Consider the following 15569-nt stretch of genomic DNA (forward strand, 5'->3'; position numbering starts at 1 on the left):
AGCTCCCTGCACAATTAGTGAAAAAAATGCACACCCAGCGGATTGTATGTCGGGCGTGCATTTTTTCCTCTTACCGTCCACTACTTTTGGCTAAGCAATTGCTGAAGTGGCTCACGGTATCTGGCTTGCGTTATCGATATTTCCTTTTCAATAGCCGAACGATACTGTAACGTTCCCATGCCGTTATGCCATCTGTAAGAAGTCAGCGATTCGTTCAAGAATGGAATGTCGTACCCGTTCAACATGACTCTGAGCCACATATCCAAATCATGCGTATAGGTCAAATATTCATCAAACAATCCGATATGGTTAAACAGTTCCCTCTTCATCATAACCGTACACCCATTAATCGGGTTAGCCAGCAGAAAACAGCGAAGAAAATCAACCGTGGTTGAGAATGACGGTGCGACGTTATTCTCAATTAACTCACCGCGATTGTCGATATAGTTGTAATTTGTGTGGGAAATGTAAGCGTCCCGTTCCAACATGAAATCAATTTGATGAGTGATTTTATCTTTATGAAACAAATCATCCGAACTCAGCCATGCAATGTAGTCACCCGAAGCATGGCGAATTCCATGATTCAGAGCACTCGCCGTACCTCCGTTCCTCTTCCCTAGATAATAGATATGGGAAAGATAAGGATCAAGTCGTTCAGCATGGGCTGTTGAACCGTCATCTACAACAATGATCTCCAATTGGGAATATGTCTGGTTAAGGGAACTTTGGATCGCCTGTTCAATATATGGACAATTAAAAAATGGGATCACAATTGAAACTGTCGGTTTCATACGCTCCCTTCCTCTCTCCGGAAATATTGAACAATGTCGTAAAGTGATGCCGTAAGCGGAATTTGTGGCTTCCATCCCCATTTTTCAAGCTGATCCGCTTGGTATGACAATGGCTTCTCCAAAAGCGTAAGCGGTTCAGACCCCCATTCCACCGAAACAGTCTCTTTTGCAAAAGACAGCAGCTTATCAGCGACATTACCAAGACCGGTTTCCGTTCCTGAGCACACCTGGTAAATCTCTCCTGGCTCTCCTTGGCGCAACAACAGATCGTAGGCACGAATAGCGTCGCGTACATCCAGAAAATCCCGCTTTTTTGAACGTGAGGACACTGTAAAGGAATGAGATTCTTCTCCTCGCTCGCAGCGTACAATATACCGGGCAAGCAGAGCACAAAATCCGGTAGACGGACCCGGTCCTATTAAATTGGACGGCTCAGCCAGTATCACTTGTTGCCCAAACAGTTCTTGCCAGGAAAGTGCTGCCGCTTTCTGAAGGCTTTTGCTTAAACTGTAGGGATGAGACGGTCGATAAGGAACAGTCAATTCAAAACTAAGGCGAGATCCCACAATAACAGTTCGGCAGGCAGGAAACATACGAAGAGCGTCCAGCAGATACAAAGTAGAAAGTATATTCGTCTGCATATAAAGCAACGGCTGCTCCCATGAGTCGGGTACGGAATTTTTACCGCCCAGATGAAGAACATAGTCGGGTGCAGCACATTCTAAAACCTCGCGAAGACGTTCTTTGTCTAATAAATCTCCCAGATAAGTTTCGATACCCTGCGGTAACGTGTCGTCTACTCTGCGAACAAAGGCTGCAACTTGCAGCCCTTGCTCCACAAAATATTGACATGCATGCCTTCCTGTAAATCCCGATGCCCCAGTGATCAATATCGTTTTTTTAGAATCGGGTATTATTGCATCCATGCCCACAGCTCCTTCAGCATTTGCTCATAAACCGGCACAGGATAAGAGACGTCTTCGCGTATTGATACCAACGAACGATCCTGGACTGGGACATCGACGGGAACGACAGTAATATCTTTCAGATCCCAAATTTGCTTGATGAGAAGCAGCAAATCATGTTTACAGATCGGTTCAGGATGAAACAAATGAATCAGACCGGAAATCGGACGCGTCATAAAAAATTCCACCGCTTTAGCCAGTTCCAACGTTGTGACCCCATTCCAAAAAACACGCCGATACCCTGTAACTGGACCTTTTTGCTGCATAAACCATTGCATAAGCCCGATACCTTGCTTCCGAATCTCCGGACCGATAATCGAAGTCCGGATCGTCAGATGTCCCGTTGCCTGAATCTCACCCAGCGCTTTCGTAGATGCATAGATACTTGTTCCGTCAGTGACGTCATCTTCCCGGTAATGGCCACGCGTACCCTCGAATACACAATCCGTACTGATGTGTATCAAGCGCGCTCCAAATTTATCCGCCGTATGGCGCAATACGTGGGGCAAAAGGCCATTGATTTGGTAAGCTGCGATTTTATTTTCTTCGGCCTTACGATTCAGCACACCAGTAGCATTAATAATAATCTCTGGTCTGACAGCCTCCACGAGCTTTTCGACCATAAAGGAATCACTTGCTTCCAACACCAAGCCCTCCGAATCAAGTGTATTCCGGGTTGTGTAGAAGACTGTATATTCAGCGTTTTTTTTAAAATAATCTACCAATACATGGCCTGCCATGCCGTTGCCACCCAAAATGAGAAGCTTCATTTTATGAACCCCCCGCGTTGGAGGATACTTCGAATTTCCTCTTTCGACATCAGATTAAACTCCGAGCTAAAGCTGCTGAAGGACACCGGACAACATTGCTTGTAGCGCTCCTCCAATTCCGGCATATTCAGCATGGGGAGAATAATAAGATACTGCTCGTCATATACGACAGTCGTCTTGCTTTCAAAATCACTCATTAAAATTTCATGAATTTTCTCGCCAGGGCGAATGCCTCTCTCGATAATCTGCACATTTTCTATACCACTATCTTCTATTAGCACCTCTGCCAGATCGACAATTCGGCAGGTAGGCATGGTCATGATAAAAATTTCACCACCGATACTTTCCACCGACGCCTTAAACAGTAGACTGATCGCATCCCGTAGAGTCAGGAAAAAGCGCGTCATATTCATGTCTGTGATCGAAACCTTGCCCTTCTGGCGAATCTGGCTCTGAAACAGATGCACCACGCTACCGTTTGTGCCCAATACATTACCGCCACGCACTGTCACGAACCGTGTATCACTATTCAGCAGATTGGCGTAGACAATCAGCTTTTCTCCAATCGCCTTCGTCATGCCGTAAAAATTGGACGGATTCGCGGCTTTGTCAGTCGATATATAAATAACTTTCTTCACCTGATTGGCAACAGCGGCTTCGATCACGTTTTGGGTGCCTACGACATTGGTCTTGAGTGCTTCATAGGGCTGATCCTCGCAGACAGGCACGTGCTTGAGAGCTGCCAAGTGAAACACATAGTCCACACCCTGACAAGCGGTAAGCAGCGCGTCTTTATCCCGAATATCTCCAATACAGAAGCTGAGTCGTTCATCTTCAAACTGTCTGTTCATGGCAACCTGACTCGATTCTCCGCGTGAATAAATAATGACTTCTTTGGGGTTACGCGGCAGTAGCTGGGCAACCAGCTCATGCCCCCAGGAGCCGGTACCGCCGGTAACCAAGATACGTTGGTTTTCAAACATGCCGTTTCCCTCCAAGCAGAAATTTAACTACTTTATCTGACACATCCTCCGCCAGATAGCCTGCGGGACACTGCCATTTATGAGGCATATCAGTCATTAAGGCTACTGCGTTCGCTATAACCTCGCCATCCAGCCCGGATACGATATTGCTACCGCAATCTACCGTTTCCGGCCGTTCTGTCGTCCGGCGCATCGTGACCGTCGGCACGCCCATGACGCAGCATTCCTCCTGTACGGTGCCACTGTCCGTTAAAGCGCAGCGGGCATGCCGCTCCAGCAGCACGAAGTCAAAAAATCCGAACGGTTCGTGGAATTCCACCAGCGGATCAAGCTGGATCGGTGGATGGCTTGCAATTCGGGCGGCGGTGCGAGGATGAATACTGCAAATGACCCGCTGACCGGATTGCCGGGCTACCCGGTTAAGACCATCCAAAATAGCCAGCAAATGCGGCGGATGGTCGACATTTTCAGCTCTGTGGGCAGTAACCAGGAAATATTCCCCCGACGACAGTCCGAGTTTATTTAAAATGTCGCTGCCAGACACCTCTTTCTCATAATGCTGCATTACTTCGTAGATCGGATTCCCCGTCAGTATAATTCGTTGACTCGGATAGCCCTCCCGTAGGAGATGCTGCTTGCTTTGCTCCGTATACGGCATATTAATCGTAGAAATGGCGTCAATGACGCGGCGGTTCTTCTCCTCCGGCACATCCAGGTCATAGCAGCGGTTCCCTGCCTCCATATGCACGACCGGGTAGCCCATACGTTCCGCAAGCAAGGCACATAAAGCACTGTTCGTATCACCAAGCAGCAGCACATGATCCGGGCGTTCCTTGTTTAAAATGTCCTCCATCTGCGAATACATGGCAGACAGCTGTTTGCCCAGCGTCCCCGCCTTTTCCTGAAGCACATAATCCGGGGCTCGCAGGCCCAGCTCGCGAAAGAATTGCCCGCTCAGGCTTTCCGTGTAATTTTGGCCCGTATGCACAAGCACATGTTCATCTGCATAACGGTCCAGCTTCGGAATGATCAGGCTGAGTCGTATAATTTCCGGTCTTGTGCCGAGCACGGTCAATATTTTCATGGTTTTGGAACCCACCTTTGCTGTCGTTGTTTCATTAAGCTGTGGAGTTCAATGGATGAGATTCATTCAGCAGACTGGCTATGCTCCAGTTTAACGTTCAGTTCAACGGCCCGGTGTACGTTCGTTCACCCGGACCGTTGTCTTGTACGCCGTCCAGCCTTGAGCGCTAGTCGCTTCCGCTTGTGCGGATACAGATGCCTCGACGCAGGCTTGAGCTTGAGTTTTCGTTTGAGCTTCCGCTTTAACCTGAGCTTCTGTCTGGACTTGGATTTCGGCAGAAGCCCTGACAGCGGAGACCAGTGAATGCGGTGGCCCCTGCCGTTGCTACTACTGCTACGCTTACGGCTCCTACGATTGCGTAGTCTGATATGCCTGCGGCCCTTCGGCCATCTTGCGCGCATACTACGCTTGCTGCGGCGCGGTTCTGGCTGTGACTCAGGCAAAGGAGGAGCTGGTTGCGGCAAGCCCTGAATGGCCGCATATTCGATTGGCGGCAGCCCCAGCACAGGCAGCTGACAAACCACCGATTCGGGAAATTCTCGAATTGTGCTGGTAAACGCCTCGGGTATAGCGATGACCTGACGCAGCCCTTCGCCTTCCCTCGTCCATACAGGTCCACCCGGCTGCTGAATCAGCGGAAACCAATGCGGATGATGGCACACCCATTGACTAACCATGACATGTAAGTTGCTTCGATAGGAATCGGGTCCGTATACACGCATGGCCGCGCTGTTATTACGTACACCAATTCGTTGTATTTCTTTAGGATGATCGAGCAGATAGCCCACTTTTTGCGCCAGCATGTCGCTGTTCCCCGGCTCCACCAAAAAATCCGTATTTCCGGTCGCCTCCATCAATTCGACCAATCCGCCCTGCGCAAAGGCTACAACAGGCTTGCCGTAAACCAGCCCTTCCAGTGCCGTCAGACCAAAACCTTCCTCCACCATACTGGGGATCACAACAATATCCATCGCGCTATAGGCAATCGACACAGACTCCTCGAATGAGTTGAACTGAAAGCGGCGACTATAACGGGATTGGCGGATCAACGAGACGCATTTTACGTAATATTCCGAGTCTACCGAGCTGCCGATAATCCAGAAACGACAGCGCGAATGGGTTTCGCACAGCTTTAGAGCCATCTGGACAAAAGGCAGCAGCCCCTTGGCTTCGTAGATAAAGGAAGAAATATAACCAATGCAAATATGAAAATCCCGCAGCCCCAGCTTTTCACGTTTTCTTTTACGTTCCAGTGCATGCTCCTTGGGAGGCGGCATATCCATATCCCGGCAAGGTGACAACACCGTATGCGGGCGTGTCAGCCCCCCGCCATACAAAGGACGCATAACGGCTTGTGAAATGCCGATGACCCATTGACTGTAACGATCAATGATGGAGACAGAAACTGGCGTATGCTCGTTCTGGTTGATGACCTCGGTTATTTTCCAGATCACCGGAATATGAAGCTCTTGGGCAGCCATCGCAGGCATAACGTTCACACAGGTATTGACCAGCACCACATCAGGGCGAGCTTGCTGTAGCATTTGGAGCAGCGGTGCATACGCAACATGGTTTCGCAAATTCTCCGCATCCTGCGCCAATCCCTCATATGGGGTATACATGCCGTGCAGCATGAACAGATTCTGAATCTGAACAGTGATCCCGCGCTTGCGGGCATACGTGGTCAGCCGCCCTTCACCGGGTGTTACCAGAATGCAGTCGAAGTACGTACGAATGTCCAAACAAAATTGCAATAGCAGCTTCTCGGCTCCCGTAATACTACGGACGTTGCTGACATGGCTGAATAGCATCATTTTCGGCTTGATCGGAGTTCACCTCCTCTAAAATAGCAACCAACAGATGCTCGAATGGTATTATGGAAATACAATCGACAGCAGTCGGTCTATCCGGTGACCATAGGTGTGTTCCCGCAGGGTTCGTTCCAGCGCACGCAAAGCAATCTCACGGCGCTCCTTTTCATGCGATAAATAAAACTCAATCTTCTCCAGCAATTCCTGCTGGGAGCTGTACGTTTCAATCTCTTCGCCCGGTTTGTAAAAACGAGCCAGATCATCCCTTGTATCCGTCAGCTGCAAGGTGCCGCAGGCACAAATTTCGAATGTGCGCAGATTCGGGGAAGCCGCCGGGAGTTTCAGCGCGTTGTTGTTCACGGAATCATCCTGATGAGAGCGATGAAGATTAATCATGATTTTGCTGCCGTTATACAAATCATTGGTCTCGTTCGGAGACATCCAGCGTCCCACCTCAATTTTGTCACCATACGACTGATAATCAGGCAGACGGTCCCACCAGATTCCGTTGATTTTAATGTTGCGTGCCGCGAGCTGGGGCATAATCGGATTAAAGAAATAGATGCGATTCCAATAAGCTGAACCGGTAAAGCCAATTTCATGTCTTGCCGAAACGGGTGAGCTAAGCGGAAAATAGTGAGTTGGGAAAGCCCCGAAAGGCAAATAGTGTACAGACGAGCAGCCCAGCTGACGGTACAGCTCTAAGCAATTCATTTCCAGCGTGAATACATGATCATAATGCGGAACAATTTTGGTCGTCGTATCGGTGTAATAAGGATCATCCGTTAGCCAGATAGCGGTTGTGATGCCCAACTGGCGCACCGCTGCAACCTGCTCCATTGGAAGATCCATCCCGTCCAGTGCCAGCATCAGATTCGGACGGAGCTGAGCGGCAATATCTCCTACCGGCTGGCGCGGGTCCGTTACGCTAACCTGAGCCGTCATGCTTTGCAACGTGTGAATGACTGCCTCATCCAGCGGAGAATACGGAAGGCCTTTGCCCGAGACGACATACAGTACATGGATTTGTCGAAAAGGGAACACTGCTTTCGTCCGGGCCACAATCGCGTTGGCACGTCCGCGCAGATATCCTTCGTCGTAGCCGTCATGGAGCCCCGCAGTTCTCCCCTTTTCCCAGGAGGCTGCCGCCGTCTGATGAACAGCCGGGTCATACGGTCCTGTCGTAGATATCGTCATCACTTTCACTCCTCACTGTATTTGGTGTTTACTTTAGGCCATCGCCTTGTCCAGCAATTCTCCTATACGATTCGAGTACATATGCTTTTGCATCGTTGTATGCAGCGCGCGCCAGGCCATGCGTTCGCGCTCCCAGTCATGCTTGAGATAATAGTCCAGCTTGACCTGAAGCTCCTCTGCTCCAGAGTAGGTTTCGATGTCATATCCTGGTCGGTAATAACGGCTCAGGTCCTTCCGAATGTCCGTCATCTGAAGCGTACCGCAAGCCGCAATTTCGTATGTCCGGGGATTGATGGACTCCGCTGACAGCTGATGTGTATTCCGGTTATCTAGTCCGGGGTCTGTCGGGCGGTGCATATTGATGACTATTTTGGAGCCGTTATAGTATTGAGCGGTCTCCTCCGGCTCCATAAAAACCGGACGGATAAAACGTTCCAGCACATCTCGGCGAGTCAGCCGATCCCAGCTTCCACCTACAATCAGCACTCTTTTGTCCGCCAGAAAGGGAGCGAGTTGGTCAAACAGCTTCACACGGTTCCAGAAGGCATTACCGATGAAGCAAATATCATGCTGATGCTCCCGCTCCACCCGCCGGGGATAAAAGATGCGGGCTGATGCTGCAAGCGGCAAATAGTGTACCCTCGCTACTCCCTGATCGCGATAAAGCTGCAAGCAGGACATTTCGTGCGTAAATACGACATCGTAGGATTGACAGATCAACGCTGTATCCTCCGTAAAGTAGGGATCGTCTACAAACCAGATGGCCGTCCGAATGCCCAAGGCTCGTATTTGCTGCACCTGCTCCAGATGATCCTCCGGAAAAATATGCAGCCCGTTCATGACCAGCACGAGGTTGGGACGATGGACCTTGGCGTCAGCCAGCATCGTGGCGGGCGTACCGATAACGAATGCACTGCACATTTGGTTTAGTGTGTCTTGCACACCCGTGTCTATAGCTGTGAAGCCTTGCGGAATGTATAACACTTTCAAAGGGCGAACAGCAGGCTGTATTGCCACGACCTGTGACAGAGCAGCCGTGCAACCGCCCATTCTGCGTCCTTCCCGGTAGCCGCATCGGTATGCTTCGCGTTCATTTCCGCTTCGTTGATCGTTCACATCCTTCACCCTGTCCTGTTGTAGGATAAACTTCTGTCACTCCTAAACTATATGCGGAGGAGTCAAACGCATCATGGACGACTGCCACTGCCCGGACAAAATTGGCGTTTGCCTGTCCAGCTACCAAACCACAGACACCCCCGAAGCTGTTAGCCTGGGGGGAGTGATATTCAATGATCCGTACTATTTACTGAGCCTTGTATGCGATCTGGTGACCATCTTCATAGCCTTTTGCAAAGCCGGAATTGAACCCTTCGTTGTATGCTGCATCATAACCCTGCTGATACGCCTGCGGATCATGCTCCAGCCGGGCAGGCCCGGGCTGTGGATTTTCCGCAGCAGGGGCTACTGCTGGGTTGTGAGATTTTTTGCGCCGTCGCATCAGATGACGACTTCTGCGTCTGCGTATTGAATGAAGTCCTCTTCTACGACGTCTTAGAGCAAGCAGGCGTCTTCTTCTCCGTTTTAATCTGCGAATGCTGGAACGACGGGCATCTCTGCGTCTTTTGCGGGCTTTGCTCCGAGTGATGCGTTCCCATCTTGTACTCATTTTCATCCCTCCTCTGCTTTCTCGTGATGGCTTCATTTTTTTGAACAGAGATATGGAGCCACGGCTGCGTTGGTTTCCCATATACCTGCCGCCTTAATGGAATACCTGCCAGCATTTGCGTGATTTTTCCCTGGTAGTTGCTGAGTATCCGAATGGTCTCCTCCAGACGGGTAGCCGACATATCCGTATGGGGCGTTAAGTCCGCAAGACTGCTCAGCATCCGGGCGACGGCGTGCTGGCTGGCAGCAATAGACTCCAGCATATCCAGCTTGATCTCGCGTTCACGCCTCATGCTCATTAGCTCATATCTCCCGAGCCCATTCCTCCCATCATCCCTTCCATTCCGCCACCCTGCTGCTCATCCTGATCCAGCAATGCCTTGAGATTGCTGCAAAGTCCAGTCTGAAGCCGGGTGAGTCCCTCCAGCATTTCCACCATCTGCTCATGAACTTCCAGTGGCCGTCCCAGCTGCTCTTCATCGGTATCAAATGCGTTGGGCGCCAGATGGTTCAGCGCCCAATTACGCATCTTTTCCGCTTCGACCGCCTTGGCCTCCAGGATCATGGACACGTTTCGTTGCATCTTGGAAGCTGCATCCAGCATATGAATCATTGCTTTTTCCCTACTCATGTGTTCACTCCCTACCCTCGGTTGGTACGTTACTCCTCTTCCGGGTATGCCGTCTCTTTCACGACACGAACGAGCATTTCAGCCATTGCTTCCTGAAGATCGGCAATACCGTTCAAGTAGGCAACAATGCTTTTGTTTACTTGTCCCGAGCTTTCCAGAATGCCCGGAATTCCGTCAAAACGCGGCTCCTCATCAGGCAGTTCATGTATGATCTGCGCCATACGCACGACCACCTGCCGTTCCGCATCCAGCAGCCTTGACATCTGCTGCTGTGAATGCGAAATATGAACTAGCAAATCATCTACCTCGTTATGCATAAGCCCCTCCTTTATGTGCTCCGCCTTGCGGAACCCACGAATCCTACGGGCTTTCCGCTACTACAGCGTATGCCACAGCGAGTAGTCGGTTCCGCCTAAAAGCGCCTATTCCGATCATTACAGATGCCCGTGCAGTACGGGTGGCGCAATAATAGGCCGCTCCTCCACCAGCGCGGACAAATCTCCGGGGGACAACAACTGAATTCGGTAGTCAGCCGCCCGCCAGCTCATGGCTGCATAGGGGGTGAGGAACGACCTTTTCCAGCCGTTCCCGATTTGATACAGTTGTCTGCCTTCGGCATACAGTACCTCAATCCATTGCCTGCGTTGAGCCGGAATATTAAACGTAGGGAGCATGGGCATGTTTTCCGGTTCGCAAGCCGCCAGCACAGGAATGGGCTCCTCCGGCGGTACAACTACAGGCACTTCCGTATCACTGGAAACCATGACCTCCGGCTTCGGTACCAGGGGAAGTGCCAACAGATCAAGCTGGGATATTCTGACGGGAGTTACGTATTCACCTCCCGCAGCACGAACTCTATACAGAAAACGCCTTCTTCCCGGCTCTAACCGAAATACTGCACCGGATGGTCCTTGAACGAGCGCTCCGACGGGATAGAAGCTTGCCGCTGACACACGTCCTTGCTCGCCAGATGTTACCTGCCCATCCGGCTGCGCTGCGCCGATTTTCTGACTGTGGAGCAGCTTATTCATGTCCCCCCACTTTTGGACAAAAAAGGATCGGTTCTGGCTACTCTCCTCCATTGAACCGCTTTTTCCGGTCGACTGGAGAAAAGCATAGGCCGTATCCCGATCACTTTCTGCGTAATGGATAAAAGCATCTCCGGCAATTGCCATACGTATCCCCAACAAGCGAACACGCAGCAGCCAATCTTCAGCGGCTTCCTGACCACTGTGACAGCCTTCGTCCCAGTATCCTGTTTTTTCCAGTGTTTCTCTGCGCAGCAGCAAACAAAATCCGGCCAAGCTCTCGGTTTCTCGCCATGCGCCCGGGTTGGAAATATTGTAGGTCTTGGCAAATGGATATGCTTCATTTTCGTTTATATAAGGAACCTCAATCTGCTGCGCTCCGAATGGACCATTCGTTACAGGCCCGACGACCCCCAGCCGCGGATCGCTGTACAAGCACTCCAGCAAACGATCCAGCCAGCCGGGAGTCACCATAACATGTGGGTCCAGTACCGCAATGGTTGTGCCTTTTGCCATCATCAGTCCCTGATTCAGGCTGCCCAGCATATGAACATCCTTTTTTAGCAGCGCATAACGCACAGCGATGCTTTTACGGAGCAAATAGGTGCGTGTTCCGTCCGTCGAGCCGGAGTCCACCACAATAATTTCATGAGGATGGCTCGTATACTCCTCAATACGGTGAATACATGCTCGAAGCTGATGCAGCTGATTGCAGGACGGAATGATAATGCTGACGCCTTCAAACACTTTGCCGAACGAAGCCTGGCCAAATCTGCTGCCTTGCTCCTGACCCCTTTTATATCCTGCCCAATAGCCTTTCTTACCGAGCCGCTTGCTGTGTTTCCTTCGTATACTCAGGCGTTTCATGCCGTTCACTCCTCCGGGTGGCATTATGCCTATACTATATGCCTGGCCCGGCCTGATGGTGTTTCATTGAGATCAGGGCAGAAGCCCTTTCATTTTTATTCCAGCCTCCTGCAGGGAATCGAAGGTTCCTGCATCGCTCCAGTATCGCCGTAAAATATCATATTCCAGCTTGCCCTCAGCGGCATAACAGTTGTTGACGTCCGTGATCTCAAGCTCACCGCGTGCCGAAGGATTAATTTGCCTGATCTTATCGAATACGGCAGTATCGTACATGTAAATACCAGTAACGCAATATTTGGATTGGGGATTTTCTGGCTTTTCTTCAATTTTTGAGATGCTCTCCGGCCGCTCGGGATCAAACACCGGTACTCCGTAACGGCGGGCATCTGCCACCTTTTTCAACAATACTCTGGCGCTCCCCGGTGGCTGCTGCTTGAATCGTTCGATGACAGGGCCCAGGTCCTCCTTGAACAAATTATCCCCCAGCAAAACAGTGAATTTTTCTTCTGGCTGCATATAGCTTCTCGCCAGATCGAGTGCTTCCGCAATGCCGCCCGCCTTTTCCTGAATCCGGTATGTCAATTGGACACCATAATCTCTGCCGCTGCCCAAAAAATCGGTATACAGTCCAGCCGATTGTTTGCCAATAATGATGAGCATATCGGTGATTCCTGCCTGTCGCAGTCTTTCGATACCATACACAATCATGGGATATTTGCCGACCGGAAGCAGATGCTTGTTGAGTAATGAAGTCAACGGATGAAGGCGCGACCCGGTTCCTCCTGCGAGAATAACCCCTTTCATATCTTCCCTCCTCCTTCGACAGCATGTTCAGCGTGTAATCCCTCAACGTTTCCAGTTTCGATAAACATTCTGGGATCTATGCCCCATTTCTCCATAAACAAACGATAGTTCCGCTCGATCAGCTCTTCGACCCAGGAAGTGTCCACGCGTGAGAAGCTGGCATTTCCCTGGTGGTAAACAAAACAGTCCTTACACATCAGCAGCTTATAGCCATGCACGCGTGCCCGCAGACAGAAATCATCATCCTCATAATGTCCGGGACTGAACCGTTCATCAAGCAATCCGATCCGTTCCACCAGCTGACGCCGGAACAACATGCAAAATCCGACCAATCGCCTGACCTCCTGCCATCTGGACGGATTACTTGTATTATTTTGCTCGGCAAACCGTCTGCAACTGGCGAAATCCCCTGCCAATCCGTGAATCTGCTGAATACCGCTGACATAATTGGTCACCGGTCCCACCAGTCCCACCGTGCTTTCGCTCTGTAATGCAGCCAGCAGATTGGATAACCACCCGCGCGTAACCGTCACATCATTATTCAATATGACAAGCTGGTCACCCGAAGCCAGACGGAACCCTATATTGCAAGCTACCGGAAACCCCCGGTTTTCGGGGAGGCGTACGCTGATCAGCCGCTCCGCTTCACAAAAAGCATCCGTCCCGTCATTTGAAGCGTTATCTACTACAATGATTTCATAAGGTACATTTACCGTATGTGTCCGAATCGCCTCAATACATGGCTTGAGCAGATGCAGGCCGTTATAAGTCGGGATAATAATGCTCGTCACACTCATCGTGCATTCCTCCCTTTGGCAACGTCTGCCCGTGTAGGAACGGGACCAAACGGAGAAGTACCGGCTACCTTCAATACCGCCGTCAGCGCCTCCGCATGATCACCGACGATCAATTGCTCCATAGCGTTTCCTTTGCCGGTATTGAAGGTCCGCTTGCGGTTCGTTTTAATGACGTCGACCGAGTGTACGGCTGCCACCATCATGCCGTGCAGCACCGCCATGGCATGGGCCTTTGGCGGGACAGCGAGCATGGCCGGCCCAAGCAAATCCAGCGAGCGTCGCGACAAGGCGTGCGGTACAGCAGTCAATGAGTTTGCTCCAAGATCCAGCCTGCGCAGTATGCGGTTCAGGAAGCCTTTGCACCGTGTTACGCTGTCCTGCTGTGCATAGGGCGGCAAATGTCTGCCCAGATCGTTAAGCGCCACATCCGTTCCCTGATCAACCGCGTGGAGAAAAGGGAGCAACTCAGACGCTGGAATCGGCAAATCTCCGTCCACAAACAGCACGATATCAGCTTGCGTCATACGCGCGCCTACAGCACGCCCGACATCATGCCCCAGCCGATCCGGTATGTTGACGAGAGTCGCGCCAGGATGATGCTTCGCTACGATGGAGCGAGTGTCGTCCGTACAGCCGTTCAAAACGACAATGATGTCCTTAAGCGGAAGTTTTTCCAACTCACCCAATACCCGGTCAATTGTCGACTCCTCATTACAGACACTGACCACGGCTGCTGCTGTTCCTTGCAGCAGAATGTCCTCAGGAACTTCCTGTATCTGGGGCCGGCTCACTTCGGTCATTTCCTTTCCCCGAGGTGCGGGTTTCCTCACCCTGCGGCTGTGTATTGTATGCGTCGACCCTTGTCTGCGCTGTACACGTCTGATCCCCCGGCTTGGGTCGTCACGCTTCCCTCTGCGATACTCTCTGCTCACGGTTTCACCTCGTCTCTGATCCGTTTGCGTTTCAAATCGGTGAATCCCGCACGTGTCCCCAGATGTGATGTAATCCAGGCAATAGCATCCAGATGATCCTGTACAATCACATCCACCAGCGGGTCCTTTCCGTCTTGTTTTTTGCGTGTTGCATTCATTCTACCGACAGCTATTCCATATACAGTCACCACTCGCAACCCGGAGACGATGGACATAGCTTGAAATAAAGGGGGTTTCTCCAGTGACTTTAGACCTATTTTTTTCAAGGCCCTTTGACTTATGGCATGTGGAATACCCGTCATGGATGCCCCTCCTAAATCAGCACGGTTCGACAAAATATTCAATACATGCTTTGCATCAACCACCGGATGTACAGACGTACGATTCACGGGTCCATGGTAATCATTCAGCACAATATCCGCTCCTGCGCATATAGCCTGTATGAACGGTCGGAGTCTGACGTAGGGAATGACGATATCTCCATCCAGAAAAAGAAGTACCTGCCCGGAGGCTGCCTCCGCTCCAATCCGACGGCCCACATCATGTCCCAGCGGTTCCGGGAAGGAAATTACACGCGCCCCCGCCGCCGCTGCCACCTTCGCCGTCCTGTCGCTTGATCCGTTCTCGACCACGATAACTTCGGTATGTGGGTGGACACGGCGTGCCTCACGAATAACAGCTCCGATCGTTTTTTGCTCATTCATGGCAGGGATAATGACAGATACGAGCAATTTGCCGCTCGCTGATGGTTCAGATGGCCGCTCCTCACCTGTCTGTGTGCCTTTTTTCACGCCCGGTTCCTCCTCCATGACAGGACTTATCGGGTTCATATGCAGCTTGGGTACTCTTACCGGCAGCCACATCTTTGAGTAATGATTAGCACTGGAATGCCGCCTGCGATTGAGCTTGAATCCACCTCTTCTCTGCTTCCTCATGCTCCCGTCTCACCTCCCTTATTGCTGTATAGATGGACAGCGTGATTAGGACAGTTCAACATAACCTATGCGGTCCAAATACCGTGTGTAACGGCAAGCGTGGAGTCTTTTCGACAAAGCAATTTTCGACTTTTTTTTACAAAACTTATTATTCCTATTAAATAAATCGGTTATTAGGGTCTAAAGATTCATTTTGGATAAATTTGTGACATAGATCTTCTCGTCCGTCATTCTCTGTGCTAATATCAGAGCCAGATGATGGGAGTTCAATAAATCAGCATTTGTTTTTTTTGCATAAGGAAACTTTTT

The 15569-nt window shown here is 50.7% G+C and carries 17 protein-coding genes; all 17 read right to left on the reverse strand.

Features of this window, described 5'->3' with window-relative positions; translation table 11 throughout:
* Positions 1–80 precede the first annotated feature (80 nt).
* The gene (locus BAZ21_RS11875; protein ID WP_068500427.1) at positions 81–791 is read right to left on the reverse strand and encodes a glycosyltransferase; all 711 of its coding nucleotides are present in this window, start codon (positions 789–791) and stop codon (positions 81–83) included.
* Positions 788–1717: an NAD-dependent epimerase/dehydratase family protein gene (locus tag BAZ21_RS11880; RefSeq protein WP_068500430.1), complete on the reverse strand. Its 930-nt coding sequence runs from the start codon at positions 1715–1717 to the stop codon at positions 788–790. Before BAZ21_RS11880 ends, BAZ21_RS11875 begins: the two co-directional genes overlap by 4 nt.
* Positions 1705–2526 (reverse strand): SDR family oxidoreductase, encoded by an 822-nt coding sequence (locus BAZ21_RS11885; RefSeq protein ID WP_068500434.1) that lies wholly within the window; start codon positions 2524–2526, stop codon positions 1705–1707. The genes BAZ21_RS11880 and BAZ21_RS11885 overlap by 13 nt, the downstream gene beginning before the upstream one ends.
* On the reverse strand, positions 2523–3509 hold the full coding sequence (locus tag BAZ21_RS11890; RefSeq protein WP_068500437.1) for a polysaccharide biosynthesis protein: 987 nt from the start codon (positions 3507–3509) through the stop codon (positions 2523–2525). Before BAZ21_RS11890 ends, BAZ21_RS11885 begins: the two co-directional genes overlap by 4 nt.
* Complete coding sequence (wecB, locus tag BAZ21_RS11895; RefSeq protein ID WP_068500440.1) at positions 3502–4593, reverse strand: non-hydrolyzing UDP-N-acetylglucosamine 2-epimerase; 1092 nt, start codon at positions 4591–4593, stop codon at positions 3502–3504. The genes BAZ21_RS11890 and wecB overlap by 8 nt, the downstream gene beginning before the upstream one ends.
* Positions 4594–4718: 125 nt before the next feature.
* Positions 4719–6407, reverse strand: a complete 1689-nt coding sequence (locus BAZ21_RS11900) for a glycosyltransferase (protein WP_068500442.1) — start codon at positions 6405–6407, stop codon at positions 4719–4721.
* Positions 6408–6467: 60 nt separating this feature from the next.
* Entirely contained in the window at positions 6468–7601 is a 1134-nt protein-coding gene (locus BAZ21_RS11905) for a CgeB family protein (protein ID WP_068500444.1), read from the reverse strand.
* Between the two features lie 33 nt (positions 7602–7634).
* A complete protein-coding gene (locus BAZ21_RS11910; RefSeq protein ID WP_068500447.1) occupies positions 7635–8726 on the reverse strand; it encodes a CgeB family protein in 1092 nt (363 codons plus the stop codon).
* A 178-nt stretch (positions 8727–8904) separates the two neighbouring features.
* Positions 8905–9099: a hypothetical protein gene (locus BAZ21_RS11915; RefSeq protein ID WP_068500450.1), complete on the reverse strand. Its 195-nt coding sequence runs from the start codon at positions 9097–9099 to the stop codon at positions 8905–8907.
* Between the two features lie 43 nt (positions 9100–9142).
* Positions 9143–9565 carry a hypothetical protein gene (locus BAZ21_RS11920; protein WP_068500454.1) on the reverse strand — a complete coding sequence of 141 codons (423 nt, stop codon included), beginning with the start codon at positions 9563–9565 and terminating at the stop codon, positions 9143–9145.
* Positions 9565–9897 (reverse strand): hypothetical protein, encoded by a 333-nt coding sequence (locus BAZ21_RS11925; RefSeq protein WP_025716719.1) that lies wholly within the window; start codon positions 9895–9897, stop codon positions 9565–9567. The genes BAZ21_RS11920 and BAZ21_RS11925 overlap by 1 nt, the downstream gene beginning before the upstream one ends.
* A gap of 29 nt (positions 9898–9926) precedes the next feature.
* A complete protein-coding gene (locus BAZ21_RS11930) occupies positions 9927–10214 on the reverse strand; it encodes a nucleoside-diphosphate sugar epimerase (RefSeq protein WP_068500457.1) in 288 nt (95 codons plus the stop codon).
* Between the two features lie 117 nt (positions 10215–10331).
* Positions 10332–11792 (reverse strand): glycosyltransferase family 2 protein, encoded by a 1461-nt coding sequence (locus BAZ21_RS11935; RefSeq protein ID WP_068500461.1) that lies wholly within the window; start codon positions 11790–11792, stop codon positions 10332–10334.
* 72 nt (positions 11793–11864) lie between these two features.
* Complete coding sequence (locus tag BAZ21_RS11940; RefSeq protein ID WP_068500463.1) at positions 11865–12596, reverse strand: sugar phosphate nucleotidyltransferase; 732 nt, start codon at positions 12594–12596, stop codon at positions 11865–11867.
* Positions 12593–13393 carry a glycosyltransferase family 2 protein gene (locus BAZ21_RS11945; protein WP_068500466.1) on the reverse strand — a complete coding sequence of 267 codons (801 nt, stop codon included), beginning with the start codon at positions 13391–13393 and terminating at the stop codon, positions 12593–12595. Before BAZ21_RS11945 ends, BAZ21_RS11940 begins: the two co-directional genes overlap by 4 nt.
* On the reverse strand, positions 13390–14325 hold the full coding sequence (locus tag BAZ21_RS11950) for a glycosyltransferase family 2 protein (RefSeq protein ID WP_068500469.1): 936 nt from the start codon (positions 14323–14325) through the stop codon (positions 13390–13392). The genes BAZ21_RS11945 and BAZ21_RS11950 overlap by 4 nt, the downstream gene beginning before the upstream one ends.
* Positions 14322–15260: a glycosyltransferase family 2 protein gene (locus tag BAZ21_RS11955; RefSeq protein WP_068500472.1), complete on the reverse strand. Its 939-nt coding sequence runs from the start codon at positions 15258–15260 to the stop codon at positions 14322–14324. Before BAZ21_RS11955 ends, BAZ21_RS11950 begins: the two co-directional genes overlap by 4 nt.
* Positions 15261–15569 lie beyond the last annotated feature (309 nt).

It is taken from the genome of Paenibacillus kribbensis, assembly GCF_001705305.1.
GTDB classification, from domain to species: Bacteria; Bacillota; Bacilli; order Paenibacillales; family Paenibacillaceae; genus Paenibacillus; species Paenibacillus kribbensis_B.

What these genes read in the sequence shown, in the direction of transcription:
- BAZ21_RS11875 (WP_068500427.1), bottom strand. Translation starts at nt 791, where the DNA reads ATGAAACCGACAGTTTCAATTGTGATCCCATTTTTTAATTGTCCATAT.
- BAZ21_RS11880 (WP_068500430.1), bottom strand. Translation starts at nt 1,717, where the DNA reads ATGGATGCAATAATACCCGATTCTAAAAAAACGATATTGATCACTGGG.
- BAZ21_RS11885 (WP_068500434.1), bottom strand. Translation starts at nt 2,526, where the DNA reads ATGAAGCTTCTCATTTTGGGTGGCAACGGCATGGCAGGCCATGTATTG.
- BAZ21_RS11890 (WP_068500437.1), bottom strand. Translation starts at nt 3,509, where the DNA reads ATGTTTGAAAACCAACGTATCTTGGTTACCGGCGGTACCGGCTCCTGG.
- wecB (WP_068500440.1), bottom strand. Translation starts at nt 4,593, where the DNA reads ATGAAAATATTGACCGTGCTCGGCACAAGACCGGAAATTATACGACTC.
- BAZ21_RS11900 (WP_068500442.1), bottom strand. Translation starts at nt 6,407, where the DNA reads ATGATGCTATTCAGCCATGTCAGCAACGTCCGTAGTATTACGGGAGCC.
- BAZ21_RS11905 (WP_068500444.1), bottom strand. Translation starts at nt 7,601, where the DNA reads ATGACGATATCTACGACAGGACCGTATGACCCGGCTGTTCATCAGACG.
- BAZ21_RS11915 (WP_068500450.1), bottom strand. Translation starts at nt 9,099, where the DNA reads ATGCGACGGCGCAAAAAATCTCACAACCCAGCAGTAGCCCCTGCTGCG.
- BAZ21_RS11920 (WP_068500454.1), bottom strand. Translation starts at nt 9,565, where the DNA reads ATGAGCATGAGGCGTGAACGCGAGATCAAGCTGGATATGCTGGAGTCT.
- BAZ21_RS11925 (WP_025716719.1), bottom strand. Translation starts at nt 9,897, where the DNA reads ATGAGTAGGGAAAAAGCAATGATTCATATGCTGGATGCAGCTTCCAAG.
- BAZ21_RS11930 (WP_068500457.1), bottom strand. Translation starts at nt 10,214, where the DNA reads ATGCATAACGAGGTAGATGATTTGCTAGTTCATATTTCGCATTCACAG.
- BAZ21_RS11935 (WP_068500461.1), bottom strand. Translation starts at nt 11,792, where the DNA reads ATGAAACGCCTGAGTATACGAAGGAAACACAGCAAGCGGCTCGGTAAG.
- BAZ21_RS11940 (WP_068500463.1), bottom strand. Translation starts at nt 12,596, where the DNA reads ATGAAAGGGGTTATTCTCGCAGGAGGAACCGGGTCGCGCCTTCATCCG.
- BAZ21_RS11945 (WP_068500466.1), bottom strand. Translation starts at nt 13,393, where the DNA reads ATGAGTGTGACGAGCATTATTATCCCGACTTATAACGGCCTGCATCTG.
- BAZ21_RS11955 (WP_068500472.1), bottom strand. Translation starts at nt 15,260, where the DNA reads ATGAGGAAGCAGAGAAGAGGTGGATTCAAGCTCAATCGCAGGCGGCAT.